Genomic DNA, 26285 nt, shown 5'->3' with positions numbered 1-26285 from the left:
TAGTTGAAGTTACTTTTTTTATTTTTAGGTTAAGAAACCTCGTCTCTTGCTGGGAAAGTAAACCCTTCTCCAAGGATTTCGTGAGCTTCCGTGATAGTGATAAAGGCCATCGGATCAACTGTATGAATCATTTCTTTCATCTTGACAATTTCATTTCTTGCGACAATACAGTAAATAATCTTTAAGTCCTTTTTGCTATAGTAGCCTTGTCCTGAGATAAAGGTAACACCACGACCGAGTTCTTCGTTAATTTTATCGGCTAATTCCATCGGTTTTTGAGTGATAATCATAAATCCTTTTCCAGCATATCCACCCTCACCGATTAAGTCAATAACTCTTGAAACGATGAAGTCAAATAAGAGAGTATAGGTTACAAGACGTAGGTCTTGGAAGATGATTAAAATCAACATTAGAATCAGAAAATCAAGTCCAAAAAGCAATTTTCCAACAGAGATATTGGTGTATTTATTAAGGATACGAGCGACGATATCAGTACCACCAGTTGTTCCACCCGCATTGAAAATAACACCAAGTCCAACACCTAGGAGGACACCAGCTACTAAAGCAACCACAACGAGATCTCCTTCAAGGTTAAACTGAAGAGGAATCTTCTCAAAGATAGCTAACCAGACGGAGACAGCGATGGTTCCAAGTAGACTGGAATATAGTGATCTTAGTCCAAATATTTTCCAAGCTAGTAAGAAGAGAGGGATATTAATCAAGATATTCATCAGCGAAATAGGGATGTTAAAGAGATAGTAGGTAATCAAGGTTATCCCTGTTGCTCCACCTTCGAACAAGTGATGTGGAACAACAAAATAGGTAAGTCCGAAGGCGAAAATAGCAGCTCCGAAAATAATAGTTACAGTTGATTTAATATGCCGAAGCATAGAGCTCCCTCCTATATTTATTTGTGCAAAAGTAAAGTAGTGAGAGTTTGACTACAAAAGTTTTATTACAATTTCATGGATTCAATTTTCTCAGAATCAGGTGTGACACGAAGCGTTTTTTGACCTGTATAAGTCACAAATCCAGGTTTTCCACCAGTTGGTTTATTAAGCTTTTTAACCTCAATCATATCAACTTGAACAAGATTGGAAAGGCGTCCTTTCGAATAGTAGGCAGCTAGTTCTGCAGCATCCGTCTTGACTTCGTCAGAAGGATTCAGATTTCCTGAGATGACAACGTGGCTTCCTGGTATATCCTTAGCATGGAACCAAAGTTCCTCTTTGCGTGCTATTTTAAAGGTCAACTCTTCGTTTTGAAGATTGTTTCGTCCAACGAGAATAATGGTTTTACCATCGCTAGCTAGATATTTCTCTGGCTTTTTACGCTTTTGAATTTTCTCGCGTTGGCGTCTTCTAATAAAGCCTGTTTGAATTAATTCTTCACGAATTTCAGCAATTTCATCTAACCCAGCTTGGCTGAGAACTGTCTCTACACTTTCCAAATAAAGAATTGTTGCCTTGGTTTCTTCAATTAGTTCAGTCAGATATTTGACAGCCTCTTTTAACTTCTGATAACGTTTGAAGTATTTTTGAGCGTTTTGGTTTGGTGTTAAAGCCTTATCAAGTGCAATTGTGATAGGCTGATTGGTGTAGTAGTTATCTAATATGACTTGGTCTTGGTCGTTTGGAACTTGATGAAGAAAAGTCGTTAGTAATTCGCCTTTTTGACGAAATTCTTCAGCGTTTTCGGTAGCTTGAAGTTCTTTTTCTTGTTTCTTCAGTTTTTGACGATTTTTTTGTAGTTCATTTTCAACACGACGAATGAGTTCACTAGCCTGTTGTTTGACACGATCACGTTCTGCCTTATCTTTGTAAAAAACATCAAGAAGTTGAGATAAGCTTGAAAAATGTCCTTCAATTTTAGTTGAAAAAGGGACACAAGAAAAAGACTTATCAGTTAAGCATGGATTTGTTTCTTGATTAAAAAAGTTACGGAAATTGGAAAGTCTTTCAATAGTTAATAAATTTTCTAATTCAAATGCCGTATCACGGCCTAAACCTTGAAAGAGAACTTGAAGATTTTTAGCTGTCAATTCCTGTGTTTGTAGGATTTCAAAAAGTTTTTCATCCTTGATGGTAAAAGGATTGAGAGCCTCCGTACTTGGTGGTGCTAAGTACGTTGCACCAGGTAGGAGTGTACGGTAACTATTTTGAGAGAAACCAATGTGTTTGATAACCTCAAGAACTTTATTGCTAGACTTATCTACAAGGAGAATATTACTATGTTTACCCATAATCTCAATGATGAGGGTGGCTTGGATATTGTCTCCAATCTCATTCTTGTTAGAAACAGTGATTTCAACGATTCGATCGTTTTCAATCTGCTCGATAGACTCGATAACAGCACCCTGTAAATATTTCCTCAAAACCATGATAAAGGTAGAAGGTTGAGCAGGGTTTTCAAAGGTCGTTTCTGTTAACTGGATGCGTCCGAAAACAGGGTGAGCAGAAAGGAGCAGACGATGACTTTGGCGATTGCTACGGATTTGTAAGACCAATTCTTGGTCAAAGGGTTGATTAATTTTTTGAATGCGACCGTTTAGTAATTCAGCTCGCAATTCCTCAACCATGTGGTGTAAAAAAAATCCATCAAATGACATGGTTCTCTCCTTATGAATGTATTCCATAGTATTATATCAAAAAGGTAGAATAAAATCATAGAAATATGGTATAATAAAGCCAAGTAAAGAGAATCGAGAAGCACATGTATATTGAAATGGTAGATGAAACTGGTCAGGTTTCTGAAGAAATTTTAAAGCAAACACAAGAAATTTTGGAATTTGCTGCTAAAAAAATTGGAAAAGAAGACAAGGAGATGGCAGTCACTTTTGTGACCAATGAACGCAGTCATGAACTCAATTTAGAGTTTCGTGATACTGACCGTCCAACAGACGTTATTAGTCTTGAATACAAACCTGAATTAGAGATTACCTTTGACGAAGAGGATTTGGCAGAAGATCCTGACTTAGCAGAAATGATGTCAGAATTTGATTCTTATATCGGCGAGTTATTCATTTCAATTGATAAAGCGCATGAGCAAGCTGAAGAGTACGGTCATAGTTTTGAACGTGAAATGGGCTTTTTAGCTGTGCACGGTTTTTTACACATAAACGGTTATGATCACTACACTCCGGAAGAAGAAGCGGAGATGTTCGGTTTACAAGAAGAAATTTTAACAGCCTATGGACTCACAAGACAATAAACGAAAATGGAAGAATCGCGACTTGCTTTCAAGTTTAGATTTTGCCCTGACAGGTATTTTTACTGCCATAAAAGAAGAGCGTAATATGAGAAAGCATACGGTGACTTCTCTCTTAGTTCTACTTGCAGGCATTGTTTTTCAAGTTTCCAGAATTGAATGGCTATTTCTCCTATTAAGCATTTTTTTAGTAATTGCTTTTGAGATTTTAAATTCTGCTATTGAAAATGTAGTGGATTTGGCTAGCCATTATCACTTCGATATGCTTGCAAAGAAGGCTAAAGACATGGCTGCAGGTGCAGTTCTTGTTGTGTCTTTATTTGCTGCAGTGACTGGACTTATCATTTTCATCCCTAGGATTTGGGATTTGCTATTTTAAACATTATAGAGGTAACTATGACATTTAAATCAGGCTTTGTAGCCATTTTAGGACGTCCCAATGTTGGGAAGTCAACTTTTTTGAATCATGTCATGGGGCAAAAAATTGCCATCATGAGTGACAAGGCGCAGACAACGCGCAACAAGATTATGGGAATCTACACGACCGATAAGGAACAGATTGTCTTTATCGATACGCCGGGAATTCACAAACCTAAGACAGCTCTTGGAGATTTCATGGTAGAGTCAGCCTATAGCACTCTTCGTGAAGTCGATACCGTTCTCTTTATGGTTCCTGCTGATGAACCACGTGGGAAGGGTGACGATATGATTATCGAACGACTCAAGGCTGCTAAGGTTCCTGTGATTCTCGTGGTAAACAAGATTGACAAGGTGCACCCAGACCAACTTTTGGCTCAGATCGATGACTTCCGTAATCAGATGGACTTTAAGGAAATTGTACCGATTTCAGCTCTACAAGGAAATAATGTTTCGCGTTTGATCGATATTTTGAGCGAAAACTTAGAAGAAGGTTTCCAATATTTCCCGTCAGATCAAATCACAGATCACCCAGAGCGTTTCCTAGTATCAGAGATGATTCGTGAAAAAGTTTTACACTTAACGCGTGAGGAAATTCCACACTCAGTTGCAGTAGTGGTTGATTCTATGAAACGAGATGAGGAAACCGATAAAGTTCATATTCGAGCAACCATTATGGTCGAGCGTGACAGCCAAAAAGGAATTATCATTGGTAAAGGCGGTGCCATGCTCAAGAAAATTGGAACCATGGCTCGTAAAGATATCGAACTCATGCTAGGTGACAAGGTCTTCCTAGAAACATGGGTCAAGGTTAAGAAAAATTGGCGCGATAAGAAATTAGATCTTGCTGATTTTGGTTACAACGAAAAAGAATATTAAGAAGAGGTGGGCAGTAGCCTGCTTCTTGTTTTTAGAAAAGGAGGAGCTATGCCTGAATTACCTGAGGTCGAAACGGTTCGGCGTGGACTAGAAAAATTGATTCTGGGGAAGAAGGTTGCTAGTCTTGACATTCGTTACCCCAAGATGATTAAGACAGATTTGGACCAATTTCGAAAGGAACTGCCTGGTCAAGTTATCTTATCAATGGGACGCCGTGGCAAGTATCTACTTTTCTATTTATCTGATAAAGTCCTTATCTCACATTTGAGAATGGAAGGCAAGTATTTTTATTACCCAGACCAAGTTCCAGAACGTAAACACGCTCATATTTTGATACATTTTGAAGATGGTGGTACTTTGGTGTATGAGGATGTTCGTAAGTTTGGGACTATGGAATTGCTTGCTCCGAAGCTTTTAGAAGCTTACTTTGTTACTAAAAAATTAGGTCCGGAACCGACTGAGCAAGATTTTGATTTAGCAAGATTAAAACTAGCCTTGAAAAAGTCTAAAAAACCAATTAAATCTCATTTGCTGGACCAGACTCTTGTAGCAGGATTAGGAAATATCTATGTTGATGAAGTTCTTTGGAGAGCGAAGATTCATCCGTTTAGAAGTTCTAATAGTTTAAGCTCCCAAGAGGCTAGAAAAGTCCATGATGAAACCATTAAGGTTCTAGGACAGGCTGTTGAAAAGGGAGGGTCCACTATCCGAACCTATACCAATGCTTTTGGAGAAGATGGCACTATGCAGGAATTTCATCAAGTATACGACAAGGCAGGTCAAGCTTGTTCGCGTTGCGGAGCTATCATCGAAAAGATTCAACTTGGTGGTCGTGGAACTCACTTTTGTCCTAAGTGTCAAAGGAGGAAGTAATGGCTAAAATCATTGGAATTACTGGAGGCATTGCATCTGGGAAGTCAACTGTTATAAATTTTCTTAGACACAAAGGGTTTGAAGTCGTTGATGCGGATGCCCTTGTGCACCAACTACAAAAACCAGGTGGACGTCTCTATCAGATTTTAGTGGAGCACTTTGGGGAGAAGATCCTTCTTGAGAATGGTGAACTGAATCGCCCCATTCTGGCTAGTCTTATTTTTTCAAAGCCCGAAGAGCAGGAATGGTCTAAGAGAACCCAAGGAGAAATTATTCGTGAGGAGTTAGCCATTTTACGAAATCAGTTGGCTCGGACTGAAGCACTCTTTTTCATGGATATTCCCCTGCTTTTTGAGCAGGACTATGCTTCATGGTTTGACGAAACTTGGTTAGTCTATGTAAATCGTGATGTTCAATTGGAGCGATTAATGAGACGGGATCAAATTTCAAAAGAAGCAGCTGAATCCCGTTTAAACTCTCAATGGCCTTTAGAAAGAAAAATTAGTCTGGCTAGCCACAGTCTAGATAATAATGGAAATCAAGAACAGCTGATAGCTCAGGTAGTTCAGTTGCTTGATGAAATGTGTCTATAAATCAACTTTGTTAGGAAGGAGAATTTTGGTATTGTTTGTTCAAGTCATCTTAGATTAAAATAGTATCAAATACAAAAATCTAGTGCGTGTAAAAATTAATCTAAAATGCTCCTCTTGTGGCAGCATGAATTATCTAACCAGTAAGAACTCTAAAACACATCCAGATAAGATTGAAGTCTTAAAGTATTGTCCCAAAGAAAGAAAAGTGACTCTACATCTTGAATCTAAGTAGAAATTATGGTAGAATAATAGGGATTTTAAGGAGTTTGATATGTATAACCTATTATTAACCATTTTATTAGTATTATCTGTTGTGATTGTGATTGCAATTTTTATGCAACCAACTAAAAATCAATCTAGCAATGTATTTGATGCCAGCTCAGGTGATTTGTTTGAACGTAGCAAAGCGCGTGGTTTTGAAGCCGTAATGCAACGTTTGACAGGAATCTTAGTCTTTTTCTGGCTAGCCATTGCCTTAGCATTGACGGTATTATCAAGTAGATAAGAAAATAATGGGCGAGACTAGGTCTTTGCCTATTTTTATTTTTGAAAGAAATAAGGTTTTACGCCAAAAAGAAAAATTTTAACAATCTAGAAAGAAAACATGAAAGATAGAATAAAAGAATATTTAAAAGAAAAGGGACGAGTCACTGTAAATGACTTGGCTCAAGCTCTTGGAAAGGATGGTTCCAAGGACTTTCGAGAGCTCATTAAAACCTTGTCCCTGATGGAAAGGAAGCACCAAATTCGCTTTGAAGAAGATGGTAGTCTCACCTTGGACCAAAAGAAGAAACACGAGATTACTCTTAAAGGAACTTTTCATGCCCACAAAAATGGCTTTGGTTTTGTAAGCCTAGAAGGGGAAGAAGATGACCTTTTTGTAGGAAAAAATGATGTTAACTATGCCATTGATGGCGATACTGTTGAAATTGTAATTAAGAAGATTGCAGACCGACAGAAAGGTACAGCAGCTGAAGCTAAGATTATTGATATTTTAGAACACAGTTTGACGACGGTTGTCGGGCAAATCGTTCTTGATGAGGAAAAACCCAAGTATGCGGGTTATATCCGTTCTAAAAATCAAAAGATTAGTCAACCTATCTACGTTAAGAAGCCAGCTATTCAATTAGACGGTACAGAAGTTCTCAAGGTCTTTATTGATAAGTACCCAAGTAAGAAACACGATTTCTTTGTCGCTAGTGTGCTAGATGTTGTTGGACATTCTACAGATGCAGGGATTGATGTCCTCGAAGTCTTGGAGTCAATGGACATTGTATCTGAGTTTCCAGAAGCTGTTCTTAAAGAAGCGGAAAATGTACCGGATGTACCATCTGAGAAGGATTTTGAAGGACGATTGGATCTTAGGAATGAAATTACATTTACTATAGATGGTGCGGATGCAAAAGACTTGGATGATGCTGTTCATATCAAACCATTGAAAAATGGAAATATCGAACTAGGTGTTCATATTGCCGACGTTTCTTACTATGTGACAGAGGGATCTGCTCTAGATAAGGAAGCCCTTAATCGGGCGACCTCCGTCTACGTGACAGACCGTGTAGTTCCAATGTTGCCAGAGCGTCTTTCAAACGGTATCTGTTCTCTTAACCCTCAAGTGGACCGCTTGACTCAATCTGCTATTATGGAGATTGATAAAAATGGTCGTGTTCGTAATTATACGATTACACAGACTGTTATCAAGACAAGTTTCCGTATGACTTATAGTGATGTCAATGACATCCTAGCAGGTGACGAGGAGAAGAGACGAGAGTATAAGAAAATTGTTCCTAGTATCGAACTTATGGCCAAGCTCCATGAAACTTTGGAAAGTATGCGAATTAAGCGTGGAGCCCTCAGTTTTGATACCAATGAAGCTAAGATTTTGGTAGATAAAAAAGGCAAGCCAGTTGACATTGTTCTTCGACATCGTGGTGTTGCTGAACGTATGATTGAGTCCTTTATGTTGATTGCTAACGAAACGGTTGCTGAGCACTTCAGCAAGCTGGACCTACCTTTTATCTATCGTATCCATGAGGAACCTAAAGCTGAAAAAGTTCAGAAGTTTATTGATTATGCTTCAAGTTTTGGCTTGAGAATTTATGGGACTGCCAGTGAAATTAGTCAAGAAGCCCTCCAAGACATCATGCGTGCTGTTGAGGGAGAACCTTACGCGGATGTATTATCCATGATGCTTTTGCGTTCTATGCAGCAGGCTCGTTATTCTGAGCATAATCATGGGCATTATGGTTTAGCCGCAGACTATTACACTCACTTTACCAGTCCGATTCGCCGTTATCCGGACCTCCTTGTTCACCGAATGATTCGTGACTATGGACGTTCTAAAGAAGTGGCGGAACATTTTGAACAGGTCATTCCAGAGATTGCAACTCAATCATCCAATCGTGAGCGTCGGGCTATCGAAGCTGAACGTGAAGTCGAAGCCATGAAAAAAGCTGAGTACATGGAAGAGTTTGTGGGTGAAGAGTATGATGCAGTAGTATCAAGTATCGTCAAATTTGGTCTTTTTGTTGAATTGCCAAATACAGTCGAAGGCTTGATTCATATTACAAATCTGCCTGAGTTCTATCATTTTAACGAACGCGATTTAACCCTTCTTGGGGGGAAATCAGGAATTACTTTCCGAGTGGGTCAGCAGATACGTATTCGTGTTGAAAGAGCTGATAAGATGACTGGTGAGATTGATTTCTCCTTTATTCCAAGTGAATTTGATGTCATTGAGAAAGGTTTGAAAGACTCTGGTCGTAAGGATAGAGGGCGTCGTTCAGATAAGAAAGAAGACAAGAGAAAATCTGGTCGCTTAGTTGATAAGCGCAAGCATTCTCCAAAAGACAAGAAGAAAAAAAGCAAGAAACCTTTTTATAAAGAAGTAGCAAAGAAAGGAGCCAAGCATGGCAAAGGGCGAGGGAAAGGTCGTCGCGCAAAATAAAAAGGCGCACCACGACTATATAATTGTAGATACGCTTGAAGCAGGAATGGTTTTGACAGGAACTGAGATCAAAAGTGTTCGAGCAGCTCGCATCAATCTGAAAGATGGGTTTGCCCAGGTTAAGAATGGGGAAGTTTGGCTGAGTAATGTCCATATCGCTCCGTATGAAGAGGGCAACATCTGGAACCAGGAGCCAGAACGTCGTCGAAAACTCCTCCTTCATAAAAAACAAATCCAGAAATTAGAGCAAGAAACCAAAGGAACAGGGATGACGCTGGTTCCTCTTAAAGTTTATATCAAAGATGGTTACGCCAAGCTTCTTTTAGGATTAGCAAAAGGGAAACACGATTACGATAAACGTGAGTCTATCAAACGACGTGAGCAAGATCGTGATATTGCGCGTGTGATGAAAGCTGTTAACCATCGATAGAAAGAGTGAAGAATATGGATAAACTAGTTGCTTACAAACGCATGCCTGTCTGGAATAAAGACACCATGCCAGAAGCTGTTCAAAGAAAACACAATACTAAGGTCGGAACCTGGGGCAAGATTACCGTATTAAAAGGGACTCTTAAGTTTATTGAGTTGACTGAAGACGGGGAAGTTTTAGCCGAGCACTTTTTTGAAGCAGGTGCTGATAATCCTATGGCACAACCTCAAGCCTGGCACAGAGTAGAAGCAGCCACAGAAGATGTGGAATGGTACTTGGAATTCTACTGTAAACTGGAGGATTACTTCCCTAAGAAATACAATAGCAATCCAGTTCATTCGGAAGTTTTAGAAGCTATGGATACAGTAAAACCATGTAAGACACTAGACCTAGGATGTGGTCAAGGAAGAAATGCACTCTTTCTAGCTCAACATGGCTTTGATGTCACAGCTGTAGATCAAAATGAGCTATCTCTTGAAATCTTGCAGAGCATTGTGGAGCAAGAAGATTTAGAAATGCCTGTCGGTATCTACGATATCAATTCAGCTAGCATTGGACAAACTTACGATTTTATCGTATCAACGGTTGTTCTGATGTTTTTACAAGCAGATCGCATTCCAGCTATTATTCAAAACATGCAGGAACAAACCTCAATTGGAGGTTACAATTTGATTGTGTGTGCTATGGATACAGAAGATTATCCATGTTCAGTTGATTTCCCATTTACCTTCAAAGAGGGTGAGTTATCAAATTACTACAAGGACTGGGAATTAGTGAAGTACAATGAAAATCCTGGCCATCTCCACCGTCGTGATGAAAACGGAAATCGTATCCAACTACGTTTTGCAACCATGTTGGCTAAAAAAGTAAAATAAATGTATAAAAGGAATAGAGAGCGGTCGTTTTCTATTCCTTATTTGTTACCCTAATAAGAAAGGGAAATCTCAATTTATGCTATACTAGAAGTAGGAGAAGTCGATGAAATTTAACAGAATTGTGATAGTTTTTCAACGATTCTGATCGACCACTATTCTTTCAGACTTTTTTGTCTAGGAGGTCTTAAGATGACTAGTCTTTTAATTGAACTATACGATCGTCATGCTATTGAGAAAAATGTCTACCAGGCTTTTGTCAATGATTGTGATGAGATTTTATACCTTTCTACAAGAAAAATTGCTGAGGAAGATAAGCTATCCTTGAAGCATTTTCTAATGGAACAAGTTCCACACTTAAAACAAGTATATTTTCGACAATTTCACCTAGAAAAAATCTGCCAGGAATTAGACGTATTTATCAATGATTTTGAGACAGTGACCATCGATGTTTTTGGTGGAGATAATCTATTAGCAATAGTTCTATATCAGTATGGTTTGGAGAAAGGTATTCCCATTATTGCTATGGATGTTGAACAAGGAAAGCAGTATGCCTGGGAAAGGGGTAAGATTTATGATAAAAAGTTAGAGCTTCCTAGTTTATCCATTGAACAATTGATAGCTTTACGTGGTGGAAAAGTCCTTAAATCAAGAAGGCCTCAGCATTCTAATAAGCAAGTGCTAGCTATAAAAAAATTGGCCAAATATGCTATCGAAAATCCTGAAAAATGGTATCAGATTACCCAATTCTTTGCACTGGCAAAAACAAATGATTTTCACGCTGAAACAGCAAAAGTTTTGGAGAGTAATGCAAAAACTTATTCTTACCCCAGTAGCTTGATTCCTTTGTTCACAAAAGCTAATTTATTAAAAGTAGAAGAGGAAACAACAGATACTGTTACTTATACATTCCCAACACCAGAAGCACATCTGTTATGTCGAACTAAAGGGCATATTTTAGAATTGTATATCTATTTACTAGCGCTCGAGTCGGAGTATTTTGATGAATGTATGATTGGTACTGAAATTGACTGGAATGGGATTTTCCCTGAGGCTGACAATGTTCAAAATGAGATTGATGTTATTCTTCGTAAAGGTCACTCTGTAGTTTTCATTTCTTGTAAAATGACGGATCTAGCAGTTGAAGCTATTAACGAACTTGAAGTTTATGCCAATCATTTTGCAGGTGATAATTGTTTGAAAATGATTGTTTGCTCTGGAAAAATCAATCCTGTTTATAGTCATCGTTGTCAGGAATATGGTGTAATGGTGATAAAGCAGGATCAAATACAGAATCTTATTCCCATGTTACGAAAATATATGAAGAACAAACGTCAATGATACTAGATGTTATAGTGAAGAAGAGTCTGGGATAATAGTTCTAGACTCTCAATTGTCTTTGGATTGTCGAGCAAGACGCAGTGGTTGAGTGGGCTCTACTACGCTGCTTTCATCAGCTTTTACAGCCCTACTCAACTGTGCGGAGGTGGGACGACGAAATCGAATTCTAGCAAATTACCGATTTCTGTCCCACTCTCTTTTCTTATCCTTTTCGAATAAAGTAGAAAAGGGGGATATATGTTTTTAGCTAGAGATAAAAAAGGTCATTTAATCAACGCGTTAGAGAATGAAGTAAAGAAACAAGCTTATTATTGTCCAGCTTGCGGAACGAGTGTTCGCTTGAAAAAAGGAAAAAATGTAAGAACTCATTTTGCACATGAAAGTTTAAAAAGTTGTGATTTTTATCATGAGAACGAAGGACCAGAACATTTAGAGAATAAGGTGGCACTTTTTAATTGGGCTAAGAAAGATGCTGAAGTAGAAATGGAACATCTGATTCCTGAACTTAAGCAAATCGCAGATATCCTCATCAATAAGCGATTAGCACTGGAAGTTCAGTGTAGTCCTATTTCTTGTGAACTTTTACGGGAGAGAAGCAATGGTTATCGAAGTTTGGGAATTCAAGTTCTTTGGCTATTGGGAGAAAAGCTCTGGCTAAAAGAGCGACTAACTAAACTTCAAAGAGATTTTCTTTATTTTAGTAATAATATGGGATTTTATCTTTGGGAGTTAGATTATAAAAAACGAGTTTTGAGACTCAAGTATCTACTCCATCAAGATTTGAAAGGAAAACTACATTACCAGGTCAAGGAATTTCCATATGGCAAAGGGAATCTTTTAGAAATATTACGAACCCCTTATCAGCAACAAAAACTAACCACTTTTTCCATTGAGCAAGACGCAAATATTTGTCGTTACATTCAAAAACAACTCTATTATCAAAATCCATATTGGATGAAGCAACAAGCCCAAGCTTACTTGAGAGGAGAAAACCTATTAAATTTGAAGACTCAGGACTGGTATCCCCAAGTAAGGCCGATAGAACATGTTCATTTTTGTCAGATAAGTCAAAATCTATATGATTATTACCGCAACTTTCAGGCTTATTATGAACTGAATCCACAAAATCAGCAACAAAAGCTCTATCCACCTGCCTTTTATCAGCATTATTTCTCGAAAAATATGGTAAAATAGAAAGGATGGAGGAAATTTATGGTATTACAACGAAATGAAATCAATGAAAAAGATACATGGGATCTATCAACAATCTTTGAAACAGACCAAAAATGGGAAGAAGAATTAGCCCTATTAACCGAGGACACAAAAGAAGCAGCTAGCCTTGAAGGGCATCTTTTGGATAGCGCAGAGAGCCTATTAAATATTACAGAGCGTTATTTGGATTTGAGCCGTCGTCTTGAAAAACTCTATGTCTACGCTCATATGAAAAACGACCAGGATACACGAGTTGCTAAATATCAAGAATACTATGCAAAAGCAATGACTCTTTATAGTCAACTCGACCAGGTGTTCTCTTTCTATGAGCCAGAATTTATGGCAATAACAGAAGAGCAGTATCAAAACTTTTTAGCAGAAGAACCAAGACTCCAGCCTTATAAACACTTCTTTGATAAACTCTTGCAAAATAAGGAACATGTCCTTTCACAACGTGAAGAAGAGTTGTTAGCAGGTGCTGGTGAAATCTTTGGTGCTGCTAGTGAAACTTTCGCTATCTTAGATAATGCAGATATCGCCTTTCCATTTGTTAAAGATGAAGATGGAAATGAAGTGCAGTTGTCACACGGTGTCTATATGCGCTTAGTAGAATCTAAGAACCGTGAAGTTCGTCGTGGTGCATATGAAGCACTATACTCTACCTATGAGCAATACCAGCACACTTACGCTAAAACCTTGCAGACCAATGTAAAAGTACAAAACTACCGTGCAAAAGTTCGAAACTACAAGAGTGCGCGTGAAGCAGCTCTTGCAGCGAACTTTGTTCCAGAAAGTGTCTATGACAACTTAGTATCTGCTGTTCGTAAGCATTTGCCATTATTGCATCGTTATCTCTCACTTCGCTCAAAAATATTGGGTATTCCAGACCTTAAAATGTACGATGTCTATACACCTTTGTCTTCAGTAGAATACAGCTTTACTTATGAGGAAGCCTTGAAGAAGGCAGAAGAAGCTTTAGCAGTTCTTGGCGAAGATTACTTGAGTCGTGTCAAACGCGCCTTTAGCGAACGTTGGATTGATGTGTATGAAAACCAAGGCAAGCGTTCAGGTGCATACTCTGGTGGTTCCTACGATACTAACGCTTTTATGCTTCTTAACTGGCAAGATAACCTAGACAATCTCTTTACTCTTGTACATGAGACAGGTCATAGTATGCATTCAAGCTACACGCGTGAAACCCAACCTTATGTATACGGAGATTACTCAATCTTCTTGGCAGAAATTGCTTCAACAACCAATGAAAATATCTTAACTGAAAAATTATTGCAAGAAGTTCAAGATGACGCAACACGCTTTGCTATTCTCAATAACTTCTTGGATGGTTTCCGTGGAACAGTGTTCCGCCAAACTCAATTTGCTGAATTTGAACATGCTATTCACCAAGCCGATCAAAATGGTGAAGTCTTGACAAGCGAGTTCTTAAACAATCTCTATGCTGACTTGAACCAAGAATATTATGGCTTGAGCAAGGAAGACAACCCTCAAATTCAGTATGAGTGGGCTCGTATCCCTCATTTCTACTATAATTACTATGTATATCAATATTCAACAGGTTTTGCAGCAGCTTCGGCCTTGGCTGAAAAGATTGTTCACGGTAGTCAAGATGATCGTGACCGTTATATTGATTACCTCAAGGCTGGGAAGTCAGACTATCCTCTAAATATCATGCGAAAAGCTGGTGTCGATATGGAAAAAGAAGACTATCTTAATGATGCTTTTGAAGTCTTTGAACGCCGTTTGGACGAGTTCGAAGCCCTTGTTGAAAAATTAGGATTAGCATAAAATGGTTGAGTCATACAGTAAAAATGCTAACCATAACATGCGACGGCCTGTTGTTAAGGATGAGATTGTGGAATTTATGCGCCACAGACAAGAGCAGGTGACTGGTTCTTTAAAAGAACTAGAAAACTTTGCTCGCAAGGAGAATATTCCTATCATTCCTCATGAAACAGTCGCTTATTTCCGTTTCCTAATGGAAACAATTCAACCAAAAAATATTTTAGAAATTGGAGCGGCAATTGGATTTTCGGCACTTTTAATGGCTCAACATGCCCCAGAGGCTAAAATTACAACCATTGACAGAAATCCTGAAATGATTGGTTTTGCCAAGGAAAATTTCGCCAAGTTTGATACTCGCCAACAAATCACTCTTTTGGAAGGCGATGCGGTAGACGTTTTGTCAACATTGACAGAGACCTATGATTTTGTTTTTATGGATTCTGCAAAATCCAAATACATCGTATTTTTGCCAGAAATCCTAAAACACCTTGAGGTTGGTGGAGTAGTTGTCTTGGATGATATTTTCCAAGGTGGAGACATTGCTAAGGATATTATGGAAGTCCGACGCGGGCAACGAACCATTTATCGTGGTTTGCAAAGACTATTTGACGCAACTTTAGACAATCCAGGATTAACAGCTAGTCTAGTTCCTCTTGGAGATGGAATATTGATGCTAAGAAAGAATCAAGCAGAAGTAGAACTGCCTGATGTTGATTAGTTTCAGATATTTTTAAGACAATTTAGTAAAATAGATAAGGTAAACATTTATCTAGTGATAAAAAGGAGTAAACATGAAGAAAAAATTATTGGCTGGTGCCATCACTTTGTTATCAGTAGCTACTTTGGCTGCTTGTTCAAATAGTTCTCAAGGAGCTGACCTCATCAGTATGAAGGGTGATGTCATCACTGAGCACCAATTTTATGAAGAAGTGAAAAACAACCCAACTGCTCAACAAGTATTACTTAACATGACTATTCAAAAAGTTTTTGAAAAACAATATGGATCTGAAGTAAGTGATAAAGAAGTTGAAGAAGCTGTAGCAGAAGAGCAGAAGAAATATGGTGATAGCTATCAAATCGTTCTTTCTCGTGCTGGTATGACAGCTGAAAGTCGTAAGGCTCAAATTCGTACAAGTAAATTGGTTGAGTATGCTGTTAAGAAAGCTGCAGAAGCTGAATTGACAGATGAGAACTACAAAAAAGCTTACGATGAGTACACACCAGAAGTAACTGCGCAAATTATTAAACTTGATAGTGAAGATAAGGCTAAAGAAGTTCTTGCTAAAGCAAAAGAATCTGGAGCTGACTTCGCACAATTGGCTAAAGATAATTCAACTGACGAAAAGACAAAAGCAAATGGGGGAGAAATCACTTTTGACTCTGCATCAACAGAATTGCCAGACGTTGTTAAAAAAGCTGCATTTGCTCTTGATGTAAATGGTATTTCAGATGTGATCACAGCTCCAGGTACACAAGCTTATTCAAACAGTTTCTATATTGTGAAATTGACCAAGAAAACAGAAAAATCTTCTAACTGGGAAGATTATAAAGAAAAATTGAAGACAGTTATCCTGACTCAAAAACAAAATGATGCTACTTTCGTTCAAGGTATTATTAGTAAAGAATTGCAAGCCGCAAATATTAAGGTTAAGGACCAAGCCTTCCAAAATATCTTTACTCAGTATATCCAAAGTGATACAACAAGTGAAACTACAACTACATCAGCAGCAAGCGATACTACAACAACAGCAAGTGAAACTACAACAACATCTTCAAACTAAGGGTGACAACTCTATCTTTCTACTCTTGAAAGATAGAGTTTTTTTAATCTTCCGTAGATAAAAGTTATAAATGAGAATAATTGTTGTTTGAATTCTACAAGCTTAAATTCTAACCTTTATAGGGTAAGAGTTTTTTTCTAGTCTAAAAAATGGTATAATAGCTTGTAAAACTAGAATGAATAGAAAATTAAAAATTTAGTAGATGGTGAAGTATGAAAATTAGTAAAAGGCACCTGTTGAATTACTCTATTTTAGTGCCCTATATTCTCTTATCCGTTCTGGGTTTAATAGTGGTATATTCGACAACGAGTGCATCTTTGATTCAAGAAGGAAAGAGCGCTTTTCAATTAGTTCGAAATCAGGGCTTGTTTTGGATCGTTAGTTTGTTGCTTATTGCAGTAATCTATAAGTTGAAACTTGGTTTTCTTCGAAACGAACGTTTGTTATTTATTGTTATGTTTGCTGAGTTAGTGTTACTAGCTTTAGCCCGTTTGATTGGGATTCCCATCAATGGTGCTTACGGTTGGATTAAAGTAGGACCTATAACTGTTCAGCCTGCGGAATACTTGAAAATTATAATCATTTGGTACTTGGCTCAACGTTTTTCAAAACAACAAGAAGAGATTGGTATTTATGATTTTCAAGTTTTAACTCAAAACCAATGGTTGCCTAGATCCTTTAACGATTGGCGATTTGTCCTTTTGGTCATGATTGGAAGTTTGGCTATTTTCCCTGACCTTGGAAATGCTACAATTCTCTTTTTAGTAGCATTGTTGATGTACTCAATTAGTGGGATAGCTCATCGATGGTTTGCAACTATTCTTGGAATATTGACCAGTTTATCCTTTGTTTCCCTCACAGCCATTAAATTGATTGGTGTTGAAAAGGTTTCTAAGATTCCAGTATTTGGATACGTTGCTAAACGATTCAGTGCTTTCTTTAATCCATTTGATGATGTCGCTGGTGCAGGACACCAGTTGGCAAATTCATACTATGCTATGGTAAATGGAGGATGGTTTGGGCTAGGATTAGGAAACTCTATCGAAAAACGAGGTTATCTACCTGAGGCACACACGGACTTCGTTTTCTCTATTGTGATTGAGGAATTTGGATTTGTTGGTGCCAGTCTTATTTTAGCACTATTATTCTTCCTAATTCTTCGTATTATTTTAGTGGGGGTACGAGCAAAAGATCCGTTCAACTCTATGGTAGCAATCGGTATTGGTGGGATGATTCTAATTCAGGTATTCGTTAATATCGGAGGGATTTCAGGATTGATCCCTTCAACAGGTGTAACCTTCCCATTCCTTTCTCAAGGGGGGAATAGTCTCCTGGTTCTATCAGTAGCTATCGCCTTTGTGTTAAATATCGATGCTAGTGAAAAACGTGCAAAACTCTATAGCGAATATGAAGCACAGCTCTAAGAAAAAGTAACAAGGAGAAAAAAATGTCTCTTCAAAAGTTAGAAAATTTTGGTAACAAAACTGTCGTGCAAGAAGAAGTTCAAATCTTGACAGATTTACTTGAAGATATCACGAAAAATATGCTTCCCGCTGAGACCTTTGACAAAATTATACAATTAAAGGAACTTTCATCAAAGCTTGACTATCAAGGACTGGATAAAGTTGTGACGGGACTTTCAAATGATGAAATGGTCTACATCTCTAGATATTTCTCTATTTTGCCACTATTAATCAATATTTCTGAAGACGTTGACTTGGCTTACGAGATTAACCATTTAAACAATATCGATCAAGATTACCTTGGAAAATTGTCAACAACCATTGAAATGGTAGCAGAAAAAGAAAATGCGGCCGAGATTCTTGAACGTCTGAATGTCGTGCCAGTATTGACAGCCCACCCAACTCAGGTTCAACGGAAGAGTATGTTGGATTTGACAACTCATATTCATACGCTCTTGCGTAAATACCGTGACGTAAGAATGGGCCTTATTAATAAGGAAAAATGGCACAATGATCTGCGTCGCTATATAGAGATTATCATGCAGACGGATATGATTCGTGAAAAGAAACTAAAAGTAACTAATGAAATCACAAATGTGATGGAATACTACAATAGTTCCTTCCTTCAAGCAGTACCAAATCTAATGCTAGAGTATAAACGTCTAGCAAAAGAGCAAGGTATTGACCTAAAACAAGCAAAACCTATTACTATGGGAATGTGGATCGGTGGAGACCGAGATGGGAACCCATTTGTAACTGCTGAAACTCTCATGCGTTCAGCAACTATTCAGAGTGAAGTAATATTAAATTATTATATCAGTAAGATTTCTAGTCTCTATCGTACATTCTCGCTTTCGACAAATTTATCTAAGACAAGCAAAGCTGTCGAAGCAATGGCATCACAATCTCGTGACACATCTGTCTTCCGTGAGAAAGAACCTTATCGTCGTGCTTTTCACTTTATCCAATCTAAATTAATTCAAACACTTTTAAATCTAAAAGAGTGGGCGGTTGTTGGTTCATCAGCAGATGAACGTCATCATGTCGAACGTCTTCTTGGCGCTCAAGGGCATCAACAAGGAGAAATCACTGACTATATCAGCAATCGAATCTCAGGAGCTATCCAAGATTTGGCAGATGAGCGTCCTCCTTACTACGAAACAATTGAAGAGTTTAAGCATGACTTATATGTCATTAAGGATTCATTGCTTGAAAATAAGGCAGAAGCCTTGCTAACTGGAGAGTTTGCTGAGCTTTTGGAGGCTGTTGAAGTCTTTGGTTTCTTCTTAGCATCTATCGATATGCGCCAAGACTCAAGTGTTCATGAAGCCTGTGTTGCTGAATTGTTAGCATCTGCTGGTATTAATGACCACTATAGCGATTTGTCAGAAGATGAGAAGTGCGAGTTGCTTTTACATGAATTGTTAGAAGATCCTCGAATCTTGTCAGCTACTCATGCTGAAAAGTCTGAACTTCTTGAAAAAGAATTAGCCATTTTCCAAACTGCTCGTGAATTAAAAGATCGTTTGGGAGAAGACGTCATTCGTCAAACGATTATTTCTCATGCAACAAGCGTGTCTGATATGTTAGAATTGGCAATCATGCTCAAAGAAGTCGGTCTTGTGGATGCTGAAAAAGCACGTGTTCAAATCGTGCCTCTCTTTGAAACAATTGAGGACTTGGATCATTCCGAAGAAACAATGAGAAAGTATTTCTCTTTACCGCTTGCTAAGAAGTGGATTGCTTCAAAAGATAATTATCAAGAAATCATGCTTGGCTACTCTGATAGTAACAAAGATGGTGGATACCTCTCATCTTGTTGGACACTCTATAAGGCACAAAAACAATTGACTGCTATTGGTGATGAGTTTGGTGTCAAAGTAACCTTCTTCCACGGTCGTGGTGGTACCGTTGGTCGTGGTGGTGGCCCTACTTATGATGCCATTGCTTCTCAACCACTCAAATCAATCAAAGATCGTATTCGATTAACTGAACAAGGTGAAGTTATCGGAAATAAATACGGAAACAAGGATGCGGCCTACTATAACTTGGAAATGTTGGTATCAGCAGCTATCAATCGTATGATTACGCAGAAGAAGAGCGATACTAATACATCAAATCGCTATGAAGCTATCATGGACCAAGTAGTCAGTCGTAGCTATGATATCTACCGTGAACTAGTATTTGGAAATGACCATTTCTACGATTATTTCTTTGAATCTAGTCCAATAAAGAATATCTCAAGCTTTAATATTGGTTCTCGTCCAGCAGCTCGTAAAACAATCACTGAAATTGGTGGTCTACGTGCCATTCCTTGGGTATTCTCATGGTCACAAAGTCGTGTCATGTTCCCGGGTTGGTATGGTGTTGGTTCAAGCTTCAAAGAATTTATTGATCAAGATCCAAAAAATATTGAATACCTTCGCGACATGTATAAAAACTGGCCTTTCTTCCAGTCACTCCTATCTAACGTTGATATGGTCTTGTCAAAATCAAATATGAATATTGCTTTTGAATATGCTAAACTTTGTGAAAGTGAAGAAGTACAAGCAATCTACTATACTATTTTGGATGAATGGCAATTGACTAAGAATGTTATCCTGGCTATTGAAGGCTATGATGAACTTTTGGCAGAAAATACTTACTTGAAAGACAGTTTGAACTACCGTATGCCTTATTTCAATATCCTTAACTATATCCAGTTGGAATTGATTAAGCGTCAACGTCGTGGCGAGCTTTCTTCAGATGAAGAAAGATTGATTCATACAACTATTAACGGAATTGCTACAGGATTACGTAATTCAGGTTAATACAAGCTATATTTTTTAAAAACCGTAGGAATTTTCATAATTTTAAAAAATAATTCATAAAAAGCCTTGACAAGTTTTAGTAAAATGATATAATTTAAGCATTCAGAAAGTAATCATCGAATTTTTTTAGCGAGTCTGTGGTTGGTGAAAACAGATAGATGAAGATGATGAAATTGGGCTGAATGCTATTAAGAATTTGAAATCATAAGAATTCGGTGAGCACACCTTATAGTGCAACTCGTGAAGCGAGTAAGAGCGATAGGAATAGTTCCTATAATTGAGGTGGCACCGCGCATCGACGTCCTCACACAAGTTTTTTGTGTGAGGACTTTTTCTATGGGGAGGCAATTTTATGGAAATCAAACGATGGCGACGCTTGGTAAAATTATAATGAAAGTGAAATGAACATTACTAAGTTTAAGTGAAATAAGGAGAAATAGATATGAATAAACGTTTAATTGGTATTATTGCAACACTAGCACTTGTAGTTGGAGGAAGCTTGGTTTACTCTAACTTAACGAAACAAGAAACTAAAACTGAGACAGCTAACAAAATAGCTAAGGTTGGTGTTCTACAGTTTGTCAGTCACCCATCACTTGACTTGATCTACCAAGGTATCCAAGATGGACTTGCTGAAGAAGGCTATAAAGGCGACCAAGTTAAAATCGACTTTATGAACTCAGAAGGTGACCAAAGTAAGGTTGCGACAATGAGTAAACAATTGGTAGCAAACGGAAACGATGTTGTTGTCGGTATCGCAACTCCAGCAGCTCAAGGGCTTGCAAGTGCAACAAAAGATCTTCCAGTTATTATGGCAGCTGTAACTGACCCAATCGGTGCTAACCTTGTAACAGATTTGGAAAAACCAGGTGGGAACATCACAGGTGTATCTGACCACAACCCTGCTGAGCAACAAGTTGAATTAATTAAAGCTTTGACACCTGATGTTAAAACAATCGGAGCTCTTTACTCAAGTAGCGAAGATAACTCAAAATCACAAGTCGAAGAATTCAAAGCTTACGCTGAAAAAGCTGGTTTGAAAGTAGAAACTTTTGCAGTTCCATCAACTAACGAAATCGCTTCTACAGTAAACGTCATGACAGGAAAAGTAGATGCAATCTGGGTTCCAATTGACAACACAATCGCATCTGCGTTCTCAACTGTAGTATCAAGTAACCAAACAGCTAAAAAACCAATCTATCCAAGTGCAACTGCAATGGTAGAAGCGGGTGGTTTGGCATCAGTGGTTGTTGATCAACACGATCTTGGTGTGGCTACTGGTAAGATGATCGCTAAAGTCTTGAAGGGTGAAAAACCTGCTGATACTCCAGTCAATGTCTTCTCAACTGGTAAATCAGTGATCAACAAAAAACTAGCTCAAGAACTTGGAATTACTGTTCCTGAATCAGTTCTCAAAGAAGCTGGTCAAGTAATCGAATAAGAATGAAGGAGGAGTTGGAGACATCTCCTCCAATTTTTAAAAGAAGGAAATGAATGCAACATGATAGTATCGATAATTTCACAAGGATTTGTCTGGGCTATTCTAGGTTTGGGAATCTTTATGACCTTTCGAATCCTCAACTTTCCAGATATGACAACCGAGGGCTCCTTCCCGCTTGGAGGAGCGGTAGCAGTAACTCTAATTACACAAGGAGTCAATCCTTTTCTTGCTACCTTAGTAGCTGTTGGAGCAGGCTGTCTTGCAGGTTTAGCGACTGGTCTTCTTTACACGAAAGGGAAGATTCCAACACTCTTGTCTGGTATTTTGGTGATGACTTCGTGCCATTCTATCATGCTTATGATTATGGGGCGCGCAAACCTTGGACTCTTAAATACCAAGCAAATCCAGGACGTTCTTCCTTTCTCATCTGAGGTTAATCAGTTACTGACAGGTTTGATTTTTGTGACTTTGGTCATTTTACTCATGCTTTTCTTCCTAGATACCAAACTTGGACAGGCCTATATCGCTACAGGAGATAATCCAGATATGGCTCGTAGTTTTGGTATCAATACTGGACGTATGGAGCTTATGGGCTTGGTCTTGTCAAATGGTGTGATCGCACTTGCTGGCGCTCTTATCGCTCAACAAGAAGGCTATGCCGATGTCTCTCGTGGTATCGGGGTTATCGTAGTTGGTCTTGCAAGCTTGATTATCGGTGAAGTTCTCTTCAAGAGTCTAACTCTAGCAGAACGCTTGGTTACTATAGTTGTTGGTTCTATTAGTTACCAATTCTTGGTATGGGGAGTCATTGCTCTTGGCTTTAATACCAGCTACCTACGTTTATACAGTGCCCTTATACTAGCAACTTGTCTAGTAATTCCAACCCTTAAGGATAAATACTTGAAAGGAGTCAAATTAAGCAAATGACAGCAATTGTTGAATTAAAAAATGCCACAAAAATTGTGAAAAACGGCTTCGACGAGGAAAAAATTATCCTAAACGATGTTTCACTTGAAATTTTTGAACATGACTTCATCACAATCTTGGGTGGAAATGGAGCAGGAAAGTCAACGCTCTTTAATAGCATTGCAGGAACTCTTCCCTTGACTAGTGGGACTATTCGCATCATGGGCGAAGATGTAACTCATTTTAGCCCTGAAAAGCGTGCCAAGTATCTTTCTCGTGTTTTTCAAGATCCAAAGATGGGGACAGCTCCACGTATGACAGTCGCAGAAAACCTTTTGATTGCTAAGTTTCGTGGAGAAAAACGTGGCTTATTTCCAAGAAAGCTCTCAGCTTATAAAGAAGAATTTCAAGCAACCATTGAGAAGGTTGGCAATGGTCTAGAGAAGCATTTGGATACACCGATTGAATTCTTGTCAGGTGGACAAAGACAGGCCTTGAGCCTCTTGATGGCAACCTTGAAACGTCCAGAGCTCCTTTTACTGGATGAACATACAGCTGCACTTGACCCTAAAACAAGTGTTGCCTTGATGGAATTGACAAATGACTTTATCAACAAGGACCATCTAACAGCTTTGATGATTACTCACCATATGGAAGATGCTCTCAAGTATGGAAATCGCTTGATTGTTATGAAAGATGGACAAATCATCCAAGATTTGAATAAGGATGAAAAAGCCAAGATGAAAATTTCCGATTATTATCAACTTTTTGAGTAGATAATTTTTAAATCAAGCATCCTTAAAAACTTAGAAGTAGACTTTTGCTTCTAAGTTTTTTGGTGAATTTTAAATATTACTTTTTTTCCTTTTCATCAGTTTTACTATAGAGTATAATCAGTATAAGAATCTTAAACTTTTATAGGAGTAGGAGATAAAAAGATGACTTACACACAAGAAGATTTTCAAGAATGGATTTTTCAAATTGGATTTAAGATGGACTATTTTACTAGGGAGTTTGCTGAGGAACAAGGCCTTCATTTAGACTATAGCATACAGTCTTTGGATGATTTGGAGGCTTGGATCTTGGCTCACTACGATGACCACCATGCTTTGATAGCAGACCGCAAGATGTTGGATTATTTGACCGTTTATATCGGTGAAACCTTCCGTAAGCACCTTGGAGGTAAATGGTTTATTGACCTTAAAAATAAAAAGAACGCCTATTATTCCATGCCTGTATTGACTGATCCATCCTATAGAGGAGTGGTATACAAGGCACCATTGACTTATGCAACAGCTTGTATCAGTAGAAAAGATGGTCAGTATATTAGCAGGATATTGAAAAATAATCTCGAAAATCAAGTGAAATAGGATTTTATTTCTTTTGTTTTTCTTTCAAATATTAGAATGATTTGCTCAGAAGATTCAGTTTTTCATGATAGCTGGAAACTTATGAAATAGTCTCATGTAAAGTGTATGAAATGGTTTACTTTTTTTCAGAAATAAGCTATACTATATAAAGTAAACTGTGATAAAATGGAGGTATTGTCTATGGTTGACAAGAGAGTCATCGAAGAAATCAAAAACAATACCAATATTGTCGAAATCATAGGAGAAGTAATTTCCTTACAAAAATCTGGACGGAACTTTTTAGGGCTCTGTCCTTTTCATGGTGAAAAGACCCCTTCCTTTAACGTAGTTGAAGATAAGCAGTTTTACCACTGTTTTGGTTGTGGCCGTTCTGGAGATGTCTTTAAATTTATTGAAGAATATCAACAAGTAACCTTTGCCGATGCAGTAAGGATTTTAGGTGAGCGTCTTGGGATGCATCTTGAAACTCCTGTACACAATACTGCTCAACATACGTCCCCTCATCAAAATCTTTATGAGATGCATGATAAGGCTGCACGCTTTTATCATGCTATTCTCATGACAACAAAAATGGGTGAGGAAGCAAGAAACTATCTCTATAAACGTGGTTTGACCGATGATGTCATTAAGCATTTTATGATTGGTTTAGCCCCTGCTGAACGTTCTTATCTCTACCAACGTTTAGCTGATGATTATAGCGAAAAGGACTTGCTGGATTCAGGTCTGTTTTATCTTTCCGAGAGTAATCAATTCTTTGATACCTTCCATAACCGGATTATATTTCCACTCTTTAACGATCAAGGTAAGGTAATTGCTTTTTCTGGTCGTGTTTGGCAAGAGACGGATTCTCAAACTGCCAAGTATAAAAATAGTCGAGCGACGGCAATTTTTAATAAGAGTTACGAATTATATCATTTGGATAGGGTAAAAAAAGGGTCTGGTAAGGCTCCTGAAATTTATCTGATGGAAGGTTTTATGGATGTCATTGCAGCCTACCGTGCTGGTATTGAAAATGCTGTAGCTTCCATGGGAACAGCCTTGACTGCTGAACACGTTGAACATCTCAAACGCTTTACTAAAAAAGTGATTATCACTTATGATGGTGATAAGGCAGGACAAGCAGCAACCGCTAAAGCTCTAAAGGAACTTGGTGATTTACCAGTTCAAATTGTTCAGATTCCAGATGCAATGGACCCTGATGAGTATTTACAAAAGAATTCTCCAGAGGATTTGGCTTATCTTTTATCCAATACTCGAATCAGTCCGATTGAGTTTTACATTCACCATTACAAACCTAGTAATAGTGAAAATCTTCAAGCACAGATTGATTTTATCGAGAAAATTGCACCTCTTATCGTCAAAGAACCATCTATCACAGCCCAGAACACCTATATTCATTTGTTGACGGATTATTTACCATCTTTTGATTATCAACAAGTAGAGCACGTTATTAATGAAAGTCGTGTTAGACAGAGACAAGAGAAGGTTAAGCAAGTTGTTAATCCGACACCAATTACTATGTCGGTTTCTAAACAATTAACGGCAGTCATGAGAGCTGAAGCACATATTCTTTATCGTATGATGGAGCATCCCCTTGTGTTGAATGATTATCGTCTGAGAGATGATTTTGTATTTGAAACTCCAGAGTTTCAGACCTTGTATGGTCTGCTGATTAATAATGGCTCAATCACTTCGGAAGATTTGGCTAACCAGACTAGAGAAGTTGAAAATGCTTGGTACCAAGTGTTAGCCTTGGATTTACCTTCTGAAATGTCTCCAGAAGAGTTAAAAGAAGTGGAAGAGTCGAGAAATCGTGCTCTGTTGAATCAACAAAATTTGCAGATCAAAAAGAAGGTTCAGAAAGCTAGTCATGTAGGTGATACTGATACCGCTTTAGAAGAGCTTGAACGCTTAATTGCCCAAAAAAGAAGAATGGAGTAAGA

The 26285-nt window shown here is 38.1% G+C and carries 24 protein-coding genes and 1 other annotated feature; of the genes, 22 read left to right on the top strand and 2 right to left on the bottom strand.

Features of this window, described 5'->3' with window-relative positions:
• Positions 1 to 29: 29 nt before the first annotated feature.
• The gene (locus tag NMM19_RS05250; protein ID WP_178895121.1) at positions 30 to 890 is read right to left on the bottom strand and encodes a YitT family protein; all 861 of its coding nucleotides are present in this window, start codon (positions 888 to 890) and stop codon (positions 30 to 32) included.
• A 65-nt stretch (positions 891 to 955) separates the two neighbouring features.
• Entirely contained in the window at positions 956 to 2608 is a 1653-nt protein-coding gene (locus NMM19_RS05245; RefSeq protein WP_178895120.1) for an NFACT family protein, read from the bottom strand.
• A gap of 104 nt (positions 2609 to 2712) precedes the next feature.
• On the opposite strand from NMM19_RS05245, the gene ybeY reads away from it, so the two are divergent.
• From ybeY to dnaG, 22 genes are all read left to right on the top strand, one after another.
• Positions 2713 to 3210: an rRNA maturation RNase YbeY gene (ybeY, locus tag NMM19_RS05240; RefSeq protein ID WP_178895119.1), complete on the top strand. Its 498-nt coding sequence runs from the start codon at positions 2713 to 2715 to the stop codon at positions 3208 to 3210.
• On the top strand, positions 3191 to 3586 hold the full coding sequence (locus NMM19_RS05235) for a diacylglycerol kinase family protein (RefSeq protein ID WP_178895118.1): 396 nt from the start codon (positions 3191 to 3193) through the stop codon (positions 3584 to 3586). Before ybeY ends, NMM19_RS05235 begins: the two co-directional genes overlap by 20 nt.
• 17 nt (positions 3587 to 3603) lie before the next feature.
• Positions 3604 to 4503 carry a GTPase Era gene (era, locus tag NMM19_RS05230; RefSeq protein WP_004252648.1) on the top strand — a complete coding sequence of 300 codons (900 nt, stop codon included), beginning with the start codon at positions 3604 to 3606 and terminating at the stop codon, positions 4501 to 4503.
• Positions 4504 to 4551: 48 nt separating this feature from the next.
• Positions 4552 to 5376 (top strand): DNA-formamidopyrimidine glycosylase, encoded by an 825-nt coding sequence (mutM, locus tag NMM19_RS05225; RefSeq protein WP_178895117.1) that lies wholly within the window; start codon positions 4552 to 4554, stop codon positions 5374 to 5376.
• Positions 5376 to 5969 carry a dephospho-CoA kinase gene (gene coaE / locus NMM19_RS05220; RefSeq protein WP_178895116.1) on the top strand — a complete coding sequence of 198 codons (594 nt, stop codon included), beginning with the start codon at positions 5376 to 5378 and terminating at the stop codon, positions 5967 to 5969. The genes mutM and coaE overlap by 1 nt, the downstream gene beginning before the upstream one ends.
• A gap of 82 nt (positions 5970 to 6051) precedes the next feature.
• Complete coding sequence (rpmG, locus tag NMM19_RS05215) at positions 6052 to 6201, top strand: 50S ribosomal protein L33 (RefSeq protein ID WP_007519517.1); 150 nt, start codon at positions 6052 to 6054, stop codon at positions 6199 to 6201.
• A 39-nt stretch (positions 6202 to 6240) separates the two neighbouring features.
• Positions 6241 to 6474, top strand: a complete 234-nt coding sequence (secG, locus tag NMM19_RS05210; RefSeq protein ID WP_000282517.1) for a preprotein translocase subunit SecG — start codon at positions 6241 to 6243, stop codon at positions 6472 to 6474.
• A 99-nt stretch (positions 6475 to 6573) separates the two neighbouring features.
• Positions 6574 to 8916 carry a ribonuclease R gene (gene rnr / locus NMM19_RS05205; RefSeq protein ID WP_178895115.1) on the top strand — a complete coding sequence of 781 codons (2343 nt, stop codon included), beginning with the start codon at positions 6574 to 6576 and terminating at the stop codon, positions 8914 to 8916.
• On the top strand, positions 8879 to 9346 hold the full coding sequence (gene smpB / locus NMM19_RS05200) for an SsrA-binding protein SmpB (protein ID WP_178895114.1): 468 nt from the start codon (positions 8879 to 8881) through the stop codon (positions 9344 to 9346). The genes rnr and smpB overlap by 38 nt, the downstream gene beginning before the upstream one ends.
• A gap of 14 nt (positions 9347 to 9360) precedes the next feature.
• A complete protein-coding gene (tehB, locus tag NMM19_RS05195; protein WP_178895113.1) occupies positions 9361 to 10221 on the top strand; it encodes an SAM-dependent methyltransferase TehB in 861 nt (286 codons plus the stop codon).
• A 189-nt stretch (positions 10222 to 10410) separates the two neighbouring features.
• The gene (locus NMM19_RS05190) at positions 10411 to 11559 is read left to right on the top strand and encodes a DUF1887 family protein (RefSeq protein ID WP_178895112.1); all 1149 of its coding nucleotides are present in this window, start codon (positions 10411 to 10413) and stop codon (positions 11557 to 11559) included.
• A 237-nt stretch (positions 11560 to 11796) separates the two neighbouring features.
• Positions 11797 to 12753, top strand: a complete 957-nt coding sequence (locus NMM19_RS05185) for a competence protein CoiA (protein WP_178895111.1) — start codon at positions 11797 to 11799, stop codon at positions 12751 to 12753.
• Between the two features lie 18 nt (positions 12754 to 12771).
• On the top strand, positions 12772 to 14574 hold the full coding sequence (pepF, locus tag NMM19_RS05180; protein WP_254730232.1) for an oligoendopeptidase F: 1803 nt from the start codon (positions 12772 to 12774) through the stop codon (positions 14572 to 14574).
• Between the two features lies 1 nt (position 14575).
• On the top strand, positions 14576 to 15289 hold the full coding sequence (locus NMM19_RS05175; RefSeq protein WP_178895109.1) for an O-methyltransferase: 714 nt from the start codon (positions 14576 to 14578) through the stop codon (positions 15287 to 15289).
• Between the two features lie 73 nt (positions 15290 to 15362).
• Positions 15363 to 16352, top strand: coding sequence for a peptidylprolyl isomerase PrsA (prsA, locus tag NMM19_RS05170; RefSeq protein WP_178895108.1), 990 nt, complete (start codon positions 15363 to 15365; stop codon positions 16350 to 16352).
• Positions 16353 to 16564: 212 nt separating this feature from the next.
• A complete protein-coding gene (locus tag NMM19_RS05165; RefSeq protein ID WP_178895107.1) occupies positions 16565 to 17776 on the top strand; it encodes an FtsW/RodA/SpoVE family cell cycle protein in 1212 nt (403 codons plus the stop codon).
• A 23-nt stretch (positions 17777 to 17799) separates the two neighbouring features.
• On the top strand, positions 17800 to 20625 hold the full coding sequence (ppc, locus tag NMM19_RS05160; protein WP_178895106.1) for a phosphoenolpyruvate carboxylase: 2826 nt from the start codon (positions 17800 to 17802) through the stop codon (positions 20623 to 20625).
• 94 nt (positions 20626 to 20719) lie between these two features.
• Positions 20720 to 20934 (top strand) — a binding site (T-box leader).
• A gap of 133 nt (positions 20935 to 21067) precedes the next feature.
• Positions 21068 to 22066: a tryptophan ABC transporter substrate-binding protein gene (trpX, locus tag NMM19_RS05155; RefSeq protein WP_178895105.1), complete on the top strand. Its 999-nt coding sequence runs from the start codon at positions 21068 to 21070 to the stop codon at positions 22064 to 22066.
• A gap of 60 nt (positions 22067 to 22126) precedes the next feature.
• On the top strand, positions 22127 to 22993 hold the full coding sequence (locus NMM19_RS05150; RefSeq protein ID WP_178895104.1) for an ABC transporter permease: 867 nt from the start codon (positions 22127 to 22129) through the stop codon (positions 22991 to 22993).
• Positions 22990 to 23748, top strand: coding sequence for an ABC transporter ATP-binding protein (locus tag NMM19_RS05145; RefSeq protein WP_178895103.1), 759 nt, complete (start codon positions 22990 to 22992; stop codon positions 23746 to 23748). The genes NMM19_RS05150 and NMM19_RS05145 overlap by 4 nt, the downstream gene beginning before the upstream one ends.
• 162 nt (positions 23749 to 23910) lie before the next feature.
• Positions 23911 to 24342 carry a hypothetical protein gene (locus NMM19_RS05140; RefSeq protein ID WP_178895102.1) on the top strand — a complete coding sequence of 144 codons (432 nt, stop codon included), beginning with the start codon at positions 23911 to 23913 and terminating at the stop codon, positions 24340 to 24342.
• Positions 24343 to 24522: 180 nt separating this feature from the next.
• Positions 24523 to 26283, top strand: coding sequence for a DNA primase (gene dnaG, locus NMM19_RS05135; RefSeq protein WP_220428596.1), 1761 nt, complete (start codon positions 24523 to 24525; stop codon positions 26281 to 26283).
• Positions 26284 to 26285 lie beyond the last annotated feature (2 nt).

The organism is Streptococcus sp. CF8_St5-17, from assembly GCF_024295665.1.
In the GTDB taxonomy this organism is placed as follows: domain Bacteria; phylum Bacillota; class Bacilli; order Lactobacillales; family Streptococcaceae; genus Streptococcus.
This window is presented reverse-complemented; position numbering and strand designations above follow the sequence as displayed.

What these genes read in the sequence shown, in the direction of transcription:
- NMM19_RS05250 (WP_178895121.1), bottom strand. Translation starts at nt 890, where the DNA reads ATGCTTCGGCATATTAAATCAACTGTAACTATTATTTTCGGAGCTGCT.
- NMM19_RS05245 (WP_178895120.1), bottom strand. Translation starts at nt 2,608, where the DNA reads ATGTCATTTGATGGATTTTTTTTACACCACATGGTTGAGGAATTGCGA.
- ybeY (WP_178895119.1), top strand. Translation starts at nt 2,713, where the DNA reads ATGTATATTGAAATGGTAGATGAAACTGGTCAGGTTTCTGAAGAAATT.
- NMM19_RS05235 (WP_178895118.1), top strand. Translation starts at nt 3,191, where the DNA reads ATGGACTCACAAGACAATAAACGAAAATGGAAGAATCGCGACTTGCTT.
- era (WP_004252648.1), top strand. Translation starts at nt 3,604, where the DNA reads ATGACATTTAAATCAGGCTTTGTAGCCATTTTAGGACGTCCCAATGTT.
- mutM (WP_178895117.1), top strand. Translation starts at nt 4,552, where the DNA reads ATGCCTGAATTACCTGAGGTCGAAACGGTTCGGCGTGGACTAGAAAAA.
- coaE (WP_178895116.1), top strand. Translation starts at nt 5,376, where the DNA reads ATGGCTAAAATCATTGGAATTACTGGAGGCATTGCATCTGGGAAGTCA.
- secG (WP_000282517.1), top strand. Translation starts at nt 6,241, where the DNA reads ATGTATAACCTATTATTAACCATTTTATTAGTATTATCTGTTGTGATT.
- rnr (WP_178895115.1), top strand. Translation starts at nt 6,574, where the DNA reads ATGAAAGATAGAATAAAAGAATATTTAAAAGAAAAGGGACGAGTCACT.
- smpB (WP_178895114.1), top strand. Translation starts at nt 8,879, where the DNA reads ATGGCAAAGGGCGAGGGAAAGGTCGTCGCGCAAAATAAAAAGGCGCAC.
- tehB (WP_178895113.1), top strand. Translation starts at nt 9,361, where the DNA reads ATGGATAAACTAGTTGCTTACAAACGCATGCCTGTCTGGAATAAAGAC.
- NMM19_RS05190 (WP_178895112.1), top strand. Translation starts at nt 10,411, where the DNA reads ATGACTAGTCTTTTAATTGAACTATACGATCGTCATGCTATTGAGAAA.
- NMM19_RS05185 (WP_178895111.1), top strand. Translation starts at nt 11,797, where the DNA reads ATGTTTTTAGCTAGAGATAAAAAAGGTCATTTAATCAACGCGTTAGAG.
- pepF (WP_254730232.1), top strand. Translation starts at nt 12,772, where the DNA reads ATGGTATTACAACGAAATGAAATCAATGAAAAAGATACATGGGATCTA.
- NMM19_RS05175 (WP_178895109.1), top strand. Translation starts at nt 14,576, where the DNA reads ATGGTTGAGTCATACAGTAAAAATGCTAACCATAACATGCGACGGCCT.
- prsA (WP_178895108.1), top strand. Translation starts at nt 15,363, where the DNA reads ATGAAGAAAAAATTATTGGCTGGTGCCATCACTTTGTTATCAGTAGCT.
- NMM19_RS05165 (WP_178895107.1), top strand. Translation starts at nt 16,565, where the DNA reads ATGAAAATTAGTAAAAGGCACCTGTTGAATTACTCTATTTTAGTGCCC.
- ppc (WP_178895106.1), top strand. Translation starts at nt 17,800, where the DNA reads ATGTCTCTTCAAAAGTTAGAAAATTTTGGTAACAAAACTGTCGTGCAA.
- trpX (WP_178895105.1), top strand. Translation starts at nt 21,068, where the DNA reads ATGAATAAACGTTTAATTGGTATTATTGCAACACTAGCACTTGTAGTT.
- NMM19_RS05150 (WP_178895104.1), top strand. Translation starts at nt 22,127, where the DNA reads ATGATAGTATCGATAATTTCACAAGGATTTGTCTGGGCTATTCTAGGT.
- NMM19_RS05145 (WP_178895103.1), top strand. Translation starts at nt 22,990, where the DNA reads ATGACAGCAATTGTTGAATTAAAAAATGCCACAAAAATTGTGAAAAAC.
- NMM19_RS05140 (WP_178895102.1), top strand. Translation starts at nt 23,911, where the DNA reads ATGACTTACACACAAGAAGATTTTCAAGAATGGATTTTTCAAATTGGA.
- dnaG (WP_220428596.1), top strand. Translation starts at nt 24,523, where the DNA reads ATGGTTGACAAGAGAGTCATCGAAGAAATCAAAAACAATACCAATATT.